Consider the following 11,812-nt stretch of genomic DNA (forward strand, 5'->3'; position numbering starts at 1 on the left):
ATGATCATCGTTATGTCACGAGCATCGATTAACCAGGAAGCAGCGCAAATCCTAGCAAACGGCGCTGTAATCCAAAATTATCCTGAGCTTGATTTAGAGAAAAATGCAGATGAAGAAATTACTATTATCGAATTAAAAGCAGATGGTGTCTTACAAACATTATTAGATCCCAAGTTATTTGCGAATCAATTAATCACCGCTGGTTTATCACAAAATGTGCAAAGAATTAACTTTATTGTTTCGGATATCTGTATGGGGCATTCTATGTTTAAATTTGCCCAGGAATTTTGTGATTCTTTAAAGGCAAAAAACATAACAGTATCTGTGCAATTGGCTGGGGACTTAAATTATTTGACGTTTTTAAGCCCACCCGGCCTAACCGAGCATAATTGGCAGGTTTATGGCATTAGGATTGCGGATTACGCAAGCGACTTAAACAAAATGAAGTTTGAGCCTTTGCCTCTATCACTAGGCGAAAATTCTGAGAAAAAAACGCTAAGCCACGATTTTTTGATGACCTACGATAAAAAAAAGCTGCTCTGGGAAGGTGAGGACTTAGTAGATTGGCTGACCGCCGAAGCAGATAGAGTGATTACGCCAGCTGACTCAGGACGGTATTTTCATTTTAGGTCTTAGCACCAGCTAGGACCCCTCATCCGCCCTACGGGCACCTTCTCCCTAAAAGGGAGAAGGGATTTACAGGCCTGAATTTTTCCTTCGCCCCTTTGGGGAGAGGGTGCCCGAAGGGCGGATGAGGGGTTGCCGATCGACTTAAACTAAAACAGCATCCCTCTCTTTTTCCCAAAGTTTTAACGGAGACTGTTCAGGCTTAGCCATTGCTTTGACAGGTAAATAAAAGGTTTGCTCCAACAAATACTGGCCACTCAGCGCGGCGTGCGAGACCTGATCAGTAAAGACTATCCAGGTACTCTGTGCCGGAAAATCAAAACGTTGCTTGCTAACAGACTGTTGATATTGATCGCTTAACTTCATCGTATCGTGTAACTGAAGTTGATAATGATCGTAAGGGGACCGTAGCGTTTTGGTAGCCTTGACCAGCTGTAGCAATTTGGCTCGTCCAGGGCTATAGCGGCTAATCTTTGGCGCAAAGCGATTTAACACCTGAGAAAAGGGTTCGCCTAAGTGCCAAACGCGAGGCTCATTGTAGGGATTGATATTGCAAAAGACGCGGAGTATTCGTTGCCCATTAACAGGGGTTGCTGGGAAGGAATCGACATGCAAGCGGGTATCATCTTTGCGTTTCGATGAAGAACGCCCCTTAATTTCTGCTGGTCGATAGCTGGTTCTTCCCCAAATCAGGTCGTCCTGGTATTGCGGTAAAACGCTATCAATGAGTTGCTTGGAAAATTCTGCATAACGCTGCATAAAAGGCTTTAGGAGAGCTGCCAGGGAAGTATCTTGATTAAAACCACCCAGATTCTGTCTGCGATAGTCAAAGCTCACATTTTTATGCTTGCCATCTAAGATCTTGTCTGAAAGGAGCTGGTCTTTTTCTCTGGGGGTCATGGCAAAAGTATAAGCAGGAAAATAAAGTACCTTGCCTGCTTCTAGGGAGTTTAGAGCCGATTTTTTGCATTCTGCGCTCAATAAATCCAGATTATCATTGTCCAAGGTATACAGAAATTCGTCCATTAGCATCTCTTAAAATAATAAATAGCTTCTATTCTAACCTATTCTCTTTGTATGGGACAAAAATAAAAATCCTCGTCTCAACACACGTCATCCAGAGCGCAGCGAAGGATCTCCTGAATGTGGCATCATGCTAATCCCGGAGATCCTTCGCTGCGCTCTGGATGACGTAATGTTGAGACAAGGAGGGACGTGACATTTCCTCGTGGCTTGACCGCGGGGGCTCGGATTTCTAGGATGATAAACGCTATCAATCGTCTTCATTAAGACAATTGATTTTAAATTAGCTGATTTTTCAGCTATTTTTAATATATAGAAAATAACAAGGAGTAAGCAATGAGTGATGTATATAACAAATTATCAGTGATCATGGCAGATACTTATGCATTGTATTTGAAGACACAGAATTACCATTGGCATGTCAGAGGTCCTCAATTTAAAGGCTTACATCAATTATTTGAAGAGCAATATATCGAATTAGCTGATGCAGTAGACTTGGTTGCCGAGCGTATTCGAACCATAGGACAGAATGTTCCGGCTACTTTTAAAGAGTTTGAGAGTTTAAAACGAATTAAGGATGGAAACCCTAATCTTAGTTCCAACCAAATGGTCTCCGAGCTGGCTCATGATCACGATACCCTGGTAAAAGATTTAAATCAGGCTATGGCTTTGGCTCAGGAAAACAATGATGAAGGCACAGCGAATCTGCTTTCAGACCGCATCGAAGCCCATGAAAAATCACGCTGGATGTTGGAATCTTCGCGAGAAATTGAGGTTTGATTGCTAGATTTTTGTTTAATGAAACCTTGATGCAGCGCAGCGTAATCAAGGTTTTCAGTCCGGAGAACTATGTTGTATAGCTTGAGGCAGCCACTGAGGGTTGTGTCGAATCTTGGTCGGAGACAAAGCCAAAAAAACGCATTATCTGAGATGTAAGAGGAATCGTCGCTTCTTGCTTTTGCTCATTTAATGGATTCTTTGCCTGCTTCTCTAAGATAAGATCTCTAACCCATTGATTGGTCGCATAATCCAAGGCAGTTCGGCCCTGTTTATCTCCTAGTGTTAAATCGATAGTATCTTGCTCAAGTAGGAATGAGACCGCATTAAGATCTCCGCCTTTAGTTGCCCTAATTAACAGCGTTTCACCTTGCTTATTCTGTACGTTTAGGTCGGCACCTAGACTAACAAAACGCCGGAAATAGGTTGAATTATTTTTAGACTCTATTGCATTCATCAGTGAAAACAAAACCGTCTCGCCATTCGAGTTTGGGTGGTTCAAAGAGACACCGAATTCTAAGAGCAATTCAATCCCCTTTATATTGTTCGTTTCTACTAAATGAGCTAGGCAGGTTTTACCAGAAGGGAGAATAAGATCGGGGCCAATACCCGTTTGCAGGCATCCACGAATTTTATCGCCTGATTTGCTTTTAAGGGCTTTCATTAAGATTTCGATCTCTGCTTTTTGTGGAATTTTTCTTAGCGCCTTAGTATGCGGATGGTCAGGTCCGTTAAGCCGGATCACTGAACTATCTGCAAGTAATTCTGGTTTGGCTTTGACTAATAATTTCGCGATTCCCTGATGTCCTAAATGTAAGGCTAAAGCCAAGGATTTATTGCCCCGGGAGTCACTACAGTCTGGATTGGCACCAAGAGCTAACAAGCAGCGAACGCAGTTAATTTTTCCGTGTCGAATAGCAAAAAATAAGGGTGTTTCTCCCCCATGATTGGTTTTCTCAAGCTCTTCTTTCTTATAGCTGAGCCGCAATAACTCGGATGAGTCGGTCAAAATAGCTTGATAAAAGTCAGAAGGAGCTACGGGCTCTGAGACTACCGGTGGTTTAGCTCTGGTAGGACGGAAATTTTTGGCTGCGCCGATTGCTATATTAACGTCATCCCTGCTCAGATAGGCGCCAGCATGGCTTATACAGGCTTGGCGAATAGCTGCAATAGACTCTAGATTAAAGGGGTTTTGTTGCGCAAAGGGCTGTGCAAGATAAGCATTGTGTATATCATCTTCTGACTCAGACTCCATTAGCTCTGCAAGTTTCAGGTTTTTTATTAGCAACTGAAAGGCTGCGGAAATTGCCGCGGGACTGTCATTTGCTTCCATTAAATCTGAAGTAAGGCGGAAATAAAGTTTGGCGACTATAAGATAGCCAGGGGTGCCATGCCAGCGTGCTTCTTCCTCAAAAAAGGCAATTGATTCTGCGGTAAGCTCAAAACTCTCTGTGTCATGAGCTTTAAATTGGAAAAGTAGCTCCTGATAAAAGTGATTTAAGGCGTGGAACGAATGAAACTGTAAAGCCTGATGGATATACTTGGTTTCTTCTTCTGGATTTTTTGCCATACTCGCTTTTATAGCTTGTATATAATTAAAATACCCTAACCTAAGGTCCATTGGGTTGAGACTTTGGGTTGCTTTAAATGAGAAACCCTCAAGGCCTTTGATTTTAATACCCTCCATTTTTTTCTGCCAAAATGGCTCAAAATCAGGTTCTCGGAGAATTTTCCTGATGGTTTCATTTTGCAGGCAAAAATTGTTAAGAGTAGCAAGAGGAAGGCTTTGAAGGGTTTGCAATAGGGTTTTAAGGTTTTTATCGTTGCGGTTGTCACTGTAGTTTCTTAATTGTATTTCAAATTGCAATGGTGTCATGAAATCATTTCCCTAAAATTAGTTATTAAACAATGACAAATAACGACCAGATTGTACTAAATAAACACGAGTATGTCAAGCTGAACTAAAGATCAGGCCTAAGGTCGCCCCCATCCCGAATTCCCGCCGCTTGACCCATAGGTATCTACACAAGTGTCTGTAATTGAAGGCTCTGTCACCCCAACGCCACGTCATCCTGAGCGCAGCGAAGGATCTCCGGGATTAGCGCGGTGCCACATTCAGGAGATCCTTCGCTGCGCTCAGGATGACGTAGTGTTGAGACCAGGAGGGACATGACCTATTACAAACACTTATGTAGATACCTATGGGCTTGACCGCGGGATCTATGGGCTCAGAGTGAACAACAGATCCCGCGGTCAAGCCGCGGGAATTCAATACTGGGGTGGGGGATGACGGAGTTTATGAGAAGGTTTTTACCGTAGTAATAGTTGGGTCCTCTTCTACAACTTGAGTTCCCCCACCAGTCGGCAGGGGGTTAGAACCAGAGCTTTGGGTAACATGAACAGTGAGTTCTCTATGCTCCTCAACTTGCCTTTGTCTTTGGACGTTATGAACGTCCACATCCTCATCGTCCTCGCTGAACTCAAGATGTGGTCCATGAACAACGCGTCCAGGTGGCATGCGATCCAGCATAGCTGAAACAGAATCTCTGGGTTGTGGTTGGGGTGGATTGTTCAGCGCTGTATAAAACTCGTGTGATTCATTACGTATAGCAAGACTTGCCTCTTTAGCATTTTTATAATTGTCATTCGCTCTTTGGCCAGCTGTAATGCAGTGGGTCAAATAGGTATCCAGACCAGGCGCATTTTTGAAGCCATTATAGGCAAAAGCCATAAGTACATGGTTAAAATCATTGACTCGGTCTAATTTAACTGCAGCCTCAAAAGCCTGTGCGATTTTTGCATCGAGTCCAGGTTCTTCTTCGTGAATCATTTCTCTTAGATTTTCTTGGATGTCTAATTGTAAATTCAACTCAACCTGTTTCACCATGCCCTTAGAGCTGCTGCTATCTCTAATTTCTTTAAGGGCAGCGAGTGTTGACTGCATGTTTTCAATTTTATTTTTGATATCGGGGCCATATTCAAGTGCTTCTGCTTGAAGTAGGTCTGCTTTATATTTTTCAATTCTAGCAATGATGACCTCACTATTTTCTGAATAGCCTGATAAATTGAGTCTTAAGCGATTGATATCGAGATAACCATTTGGTGGTGGTGCAAAGGCGCCAAGTTCGGGGAACATACACCTTTCTTGAACTTTGTTTAATTCGCCTATTGGAATTTTAAGGGTTGTGCCTTTCTTTTCGCAGAGAGAGGTATCGACCCCCGCGCTTTTTAAAACAGCGATCATTTGAGTAACATCAAGCGTCTTGAAGGTCAGCTCAACTTTATTATCGTGGGTCAGGTTTATTTCAGTTATTTTATTCTTGTTCCTATAGGTCCATGGGTTTTTATAAGGTCTTCCATCATCGGCAAAGAGCACGGGTTTGTTGATTAGTTTTTCCAAAGTCAGGCTTTGTCTTAAAACGTCCTGATTTGCCAAAAAGACTTGTGGGTTCATTGCTTGGCCATTCAGCGTTGGGAACTTTCTAAACATGGTTTCCATGCGACTGTTTATAACGTCTTTTATGCCCGCTGCGTCGCCTCTCAAGAGTTCTACTTCTTTGAGTTGGGTTTGTAATGCTTTCATCTGTTCTTTTTCTGCGGGGAGGGCTCTACCCCCTTTGTCGGCGATATTCTTGATATCGGCTCGGAGCTGTCTAATTTTCGTATCATGAGAGTCCAATATTCCATCAAGCATAGTATTGATTCTGCCCTGATTTTCAAGCAATTGTGTAACGCTAGCGAATTTTGCATTAAAAGAAGAGTCTTCAACGATAGAGCGGTTTCTACCTTGATTATGGCGAGAGTGTCTGCCCGCTCCAATAGGGGCTAAACTTAAGCGGCTATCTAACTCCATCTTCTCATCGGACATAACAACCTGGTCAAAGATATAGAGTAGATGATTATCTTTTATCGCCTTATTCTGATTTTCCATGCCGATAAAATCAGGGTCATTACAGAGATAAGAGAAGGCCATCACTCTACCGAAGTCTTCTATCGCTCTATCAGAATGTAACTGATTACCCACGGGAGTAATGGTGGAATAGTGGAGGTATTCGTCGCCTATTGAGGTTATCTTTTTGAGGGAGCTTGGGAGAACAACATGGTGGGTCTCTCCGTGAGCAAATTCCTTCATCAGTTGAATTTTATCAAAGGGAACAAAGAGAGCTGCCTGGCCATTGTGTTCGACCATCGTGGATTTTGTAGTGGTAAATCCGAGGATTCTAGAAATATTCAGCGCGATAGCTTCTCGTTGTACCTCAATGGTTTTACCATGTTTAGGTAATTTCAGAATACCCTCTGTGCTTAATTTGAAATTATCTCTCTGCGCAGTATAGCCGGCGAAATCTAAACCATATCTGCCATTATAAAGATGGATCATTTGCTCGATGGCTTTGCCTGTGCTCATCACAGAATATTTTTCGGTTACCCCGCCAGCTGCATCGGGCAAGATACAATAATGATCGTTAGAGCCATCTTCTTTGGGTATATTGATAACCTTTAACTGGGAAACCTTATTAATATCTTTTAATAGGTCGATTTCATTTTCCAGATTCTGTTTAACTCCTGGATCTGTCGCAGCTTTCAGAAGTTTTTCACGTGCTTTAATTGCAGATTGAACATCTTGACTGCTTATCTTATCCCAAGCGGGCAGGGAAGGCATTTGATTTGCTGCAATCCGCAAAAGTGTTTCTAAGGTATTCTGTCTTAGTTCTTCAAAATTAGGGTTCCTTGGCTCTCCACGTCTGTTAAGAAAGTTGACTTGTATAGCTTGATTTTCGATAGTCTTAGTTTGTCTTGACGTATAGTCGCCATCAGGTAGGAGCGCGTCTTCTACTGCGAAGACATATTTTGGCGGTACGTCCATAGAAACCATGAGTGCCCTGTCTAAGGCAGCAAAGAGTGAGCCCAAGGCATGGGGATTATCGTTTAATACGCTTGAGTTTAAAGTTCCCCATTTCTCCATCAAATCTATAGCCTCAGCTACGGGGGCGAAGGTGTTTTCATTTTCTAGCCATGCATCATCATAAGTATCTGGATATTTGGCTCTTAAGAAAGTGCTTACTAGTCTTCGTCTTTGTTCAGGATTCATGCTGTTTTCTCCTGTCGAATTTCCATATAGCGATAATCTTTTCTACTTTTAGATTAAACTAGAAACATTAACCATATATTTAATTTTAGTACAAATTGAGGTTTTTGTGGTCTGATGGTTTGTTTTTGAGTTGATGTTTTGTAGTGTTATATAGGGGGATTTTGCCTTGCCAGGAAGCAAAAGTACCCCCTAAAAAGTTTCGAATTTCGGTGTGTTTAGCATGCTGCGCCACTATATAAGCAGCGCTTAACTTAAAAGGTTTTAATCTTAACCCCTGTGTCTTCTTCCACAGGAGGCTTTTCCTTATTAAGCACTGGGGTTCTTGGATCAACATCAACAGAGAGATTTACATGCTCCTGAACTTGTCTTTCCCTTTGGAATTGCCCAACGTTCACATTGTACTCGTCTTCATCGCTATCTACGTTGATAACAATCTCTCCAGAATTGTGTACAGAGGGCATAAGTTCTCGCATAAGATCATCAGAGCTTCTGGGTTGCTTATTCAAAGCTGTAATAAGCTTATCCGATTTATCATACACTTCGAGACTTGCTGTTTTAGCATTTTGATAATTTGTAGCTCTAAGGCCTGCATCAGCGACGTACTGTAAATAGGTATCCAGTTTACCCACATTTCTGAAACCATTACTGGCAAAGGCCATGAGCACATGGTTAAAATCATCGACTCGATCCAATTTAACAGCAGCCTCAAAAGCAGCTGCTATTTTTACGTCAATTGCAGGTGCTTGAAGTGGATTCATTCCATTTGCAATTATTGCTCTTAGATTTTGTTGGATGTCTAATTGCAAATTCAACTCAACCTGTTTCACCATGCCTTTAGAGCTCCCGCTATCTCTCATTTGCTCGAGAGCAGTGAGAGCTGACTCCATAGCATCAATTTTCCCTTTGATAACTTCACCATCTTTAAGTGCCTCAGCTTTAAGCAAGTCTGCTTTATATTTTTCAATTCTTGCAATGACAACCTCACTTTTCTCTGAGTAGCCTGATAAATTAAGTTTTAAGCGAGCGATATCAAGATAATCCCTTGCATTATGATCTGGATTAAAATCACCAAGTTCCGGAAACATACACTTTTCATGCAGTTTATTTAATTCTGCAATTGGAAGTGTAAGCGTTGTTTCTCCTCTCTTTCTACAAAGACTGGTATCGATACCAGCGCTCCTTAGAATAGCGAGCATTTGATCTGCATCAAACTTTTTAAAGCTAAGCTGTGCCCTATTATCCTGAGTCAGGGTTATTGCAGTTATTTTATTCTTGTTTCTATAGGTCCATGGATTTTTATAAGGTCTGCCATCTTCGGCAAAGAGCATGGGTTTGTTGACTAACTTTTCTAAAATCAGGCTTTTTCTTAGGGTGTCCTGATTTGCCAAAAAGACTTGTGAGGTCATTGCTTGGCCATTCAGTGTTGGAAATTTTTTAAACATGGTTTGCATTCGATCGTTAACAACGCCTTTTATTTTCTGCACATCGTTTTTCAAGGCTACAACTTCTTTAAGTTCGGTTTTTAAGGCTTTCAACTGTTCTTTTTCTGCCGGGCTAGCTCTGTTTCCTTTAATTGTAATCGCGTGGATTGAAGCTTGTAGTTCAGAAATTCTAGAAAAATGAGAGAAAAACATATTATCAAGCATGAAATTGATTTTTTCCTGACGCCCAAGCAACTCTGCGACGCTATTGAATTTGGCATCAAATGAAGAATCTTCAACGATTGTGCGGTTTCTACCTTGATTATGGCGAGAGTGTTTACCAATAATTCCAATAGGAGCTAAGCTTAAGCGGGTATCTAACTCCATCTTCTCATCAGACATAACAACCTGGTCAAAGATATAAAGTAATTGATTATCTTTTATTGCCTTATTCTGGTTCTCCATACCGATAAAATCGGGGTCATTACAGAGATAGGAAAAGGCCATTACCTTACCAAAATCTTCTATCGTTCTATCAGGATGTAACTGATTACCCACAGGAACAATGGTTGAGTAATGGAGATATTCGTCACCTATTGTACGTATCTTCTTATAAGAGCTTGGGAGAATGACATGTTGGATCTCTCCATGAGCAAATTCCTTCATTAGCTGAATTTTATCAAAGGGAACGAAGAGGGCTGCTTGGCCATTATGCTCAACCATGGTGGATTTCGTAGTAGTAAATCCAAGGATTCGAGAAATATTAAGCGCAATAGCTTCTCGCTGTACCTCAATGGTTTTGCCATGTTTAGGTAATTTCAGAATGCCTTGTGTGCTTAATTTGAATTGATCTCTATGCTGTAAGTAAGAATCGAAATCGATGTGATTCCTGCCATTATAGAGATTGGCCAATTGGGTGACGACTTCGCCTCCTCTCATCAATGAAAATTTTTCGGTAACCCCACCTGCTGCAACTGGCAAAATACAATGCAAAGCCCCACTACCATCCTCTTTAGGGATGTTGATAACCGATAGCCCAGCAACTTGAGTTATATCTTCTAATAGAGTGATTTCATTTTCCAGAATCTCTTTAGCATCTTGATCTTCTTCTGTTTCCAGAAGTTCCTCACGTGCTTTAATTGCGGATGTTATATCCTCGAGTCTAATGTCATTTACATCGGGCAGGGAAGGAATTTGATTTTTTGCAAGATTTAAAAGCACTGTCATCGCAGAAAGTCTTAGCTTTTCAAATTTACCGGAAACTTGCATCTGCCTATCATCGTCATAAAATTTTATTGGAACATCTTTATTTTCAAATTTCTGCGTTTTCCTTGGAGTGTAGCTAGCATTAGGTAGGTTAGGTGGCATAGCGAATGAGAAATTACCCAATAATTGCATATTGAAATTAAAATCCTCTCCTTCTTTTAAACCTGTACATCTTGGTGGCGTTTCATTAGTGAAATGGAGTGATTTATTTAAAATGGCAAAGAACGCGCCAAAATTTTGCGGATTGTCATTGAGCTGAGCTAAATCGAAAGGTACTTCTCCGTCCATGTATTCTATAGCCGTACCTAAATTTTCAAAATTACCGCTAGTTAGCCAAGCGTTTTGATAAGTGCTAGGAAACTTATTCATTAAAAATGCTTTGATTAATCTTTGTTTTAGTTCAGGATTCATGGTTGTTCTCCTGTCGAATTTCCGTATATTGATAATTTCTTCTATTTCTAGGTTAAACTAAAAACATTAAGCACATATTAATTTTTAGTACAAGATGAGATTTTTATGGGCAAGTTAAGCGTGAATTGGTTGAAAAATTAACAAAGGAAAAGAGGGGATTTCCACGCAAAGGTTTACTTTATAAACTAGTGATCTTTACAATGCTTTTATCAAGAGTTTTAGGCCTGGGAGGAAAGGAAGTGAGTGATTTAATTAAGGACGGTAAACTATCTGATTCAAACGATTGTCCAAATAGTTCTCTTAAGCCTGTCAGACAACAAATTCCCATGCGCCGTGCAACATTGAGTGAGGGCTTGACCATCAGTCGGATTCTTCCCCATCCAGAAAGACGTATGGTTGGCGCTTGGTGCTTTTTCGATCATTTTGGTCCTGTTGATTTGCAAAAAATAGGGTTAAATATAGGTCCCCACCCACATATCGGTTTACAAACCTTTACCTGGCCACTTGAAGGCGAAATCTTGCATCGCGACAGCCTTGGTTATGAGCAGGTTATTCGTCCAGGTGAAATCAATTTGATGACTGCTGGAAAGGGAATTACCCATTCTGAGGAGTCGATATCTAAGAATAGGCTAGAGGGTGTACAGCTTTGGATAGCCTTACCCGATTCTGTACGTTTTATGAATCCTGAATTTGCTCATTATACTGACCTGCCAGTTGAGGAGCAGGGCGGCTTTCGTTTAACGCTATTAGCTGGGGACTTGTTTAATCAATCTGCCCCGGCAAAGGTCTATTCGCCCTTAATCGGTCTGGATCTCAATGCCCTTTCAGAGGCGAAAATGCAATTGCCGATGAACCCAAAATTTGAATATGGTGTTTTGGTTTTATCAGGACAGCTATTTATTGAGAATGAAGCACAAGGCAGCGATAGTTTTGTCTATCTTGGTTGCGGTCGTACAACACTCTCTATTTCTGCTAGCAAGGGAACTAGGGCAATTCTTATTGGTGGTGAGCCTTTTGCCGAAGAAATTTTAATTTGGTGGAATTTTGTGGCGCGCAGTCCCGAAGAGATTAGCAAAGCGACTGATGATTGGCAAAATCATAGGCATTTTGGCGAGGTAAAAAGCTATCCGGGTCCCAGGCTTAATGCTCCAACTTTTCTAAAGGATAAAACGAAGTCTAAATGAAGTTGTTTATGCGA

At 41.3% G+C, this 11,812-nt stretch carries 7 protein-coding genes; 3 read left to right on the forward strand and 4 right to left on the reverse strand.

The annotated features are described in order from the left end of the window. Complete coding sequence (locus BN1094_RS13690) at nucleotides 1-636, forward strand: hypothetical protein (RefSeq protein ID WP_044011651.1); 636 nt, start codon at nucleotides 1-3, stop codon at nucleotides 634-636. Between the two features lie 135 nt (nucleotides 637-771). On the opposite strand, the gene kdoO is transcribed toward BN1094_RS13690, so the two are convergent. Continuing rightward, on the reverse strand, nucleotides 772-1,653 hold the full coding sequence (kdoO, locus tag BN1094_RS13695) for a Kdo hydroxylase KdoO (RefSeq protein ID WP_044011652.1): 882 nt from the start codon (nucleotides 1,651-1,653) through the stop codon (nucleotides 772-774). Between the two features lie 333 nt (nucleotides 1,654-1,986). Here kdoO and BN1094_RS13700 point away from each other — a divergent pair, with 333 nt between their 5' ends. Then, on the forward strand, nucleotides 1,987-2,430 hold the full coding sequence (locus BN1094_RS13700; protein ID WP_044011653.1) for a Dps family protein: 444 nt from the start codon (nucleotides 1,987-1,989) through the stop codon (nucleotides 2,428-2,430). A gap of 67 nt (nucleotides 2,431-2,497) precedes the next feature. On the opposite strand, the gene BN1094_RS13705 is transcribed toward BN1094_RS13700, so the two are convergent. From BN1094_RS13705 to BN1094_RS13715, 3 genes are all read right to left on the reverse strand, one after another. Beyond that, nucleotides 2,498-4,303, reverse strand: coding sequence for a DUF5630 domain-containing protein (locus BN1094_RS13705; protein WP_052403302.1), 1,806 nt, complete (start codon nucleotides 4,301-4,303; stop codon nucleotides 2,498-2,500). 420 nt (nucleotides 4,304-4,723) lie between these two features. Beyond that, nucleotides 4,724-7,516, reverse strand: a complete 2,793-nt coding sequence (locus BN1094_RS13710; protein WP_052403303.1) for a hypothetical protein — start codon at nucleotides 7,514-7,516, stop codon at nucleotides 4,724-4,726. 251 nt (nucleotides 7,517-7,767) lie between these two features. Then, entirely contained in the window at nucleotides 7,768-10,614 is a 2,847-nt protein-coding gene (locus BN1094_RS13715; protein ID WP_052403304.1) for a hypothetical protein, read from the reverse strand. 239 nt (nucleotides 10,615-10,853) lie between these two features. Here BN1094_RS13715 and BN1094_RS13720 point away from each other — a divergent pair, with 239 nt between their 5' ends. After that, nucleotides 10,854-11,798, forward strand: a complete 945-nt coding sequence (locus BN1094_RS13720) for a pirin family protein (RefSeq protein ID WP_052403324.1) — start codon at nucleotides 10,854-10,856, stop codon at nucleotides 11,796-11,798. Nucleotides 11,799-11,812 lie beyond the last annotated feature (14 nt).

It is taken from the genome of Legionella massiliensis (assembly GCF_000756815.1).
Classification (GTDB): domain Bacteria; phylum Pseudomonadota; class Gammaproteobacteria; order Legionellales; family Legionellaceae; genus Tatlockia; species Tatlockia massiliensis.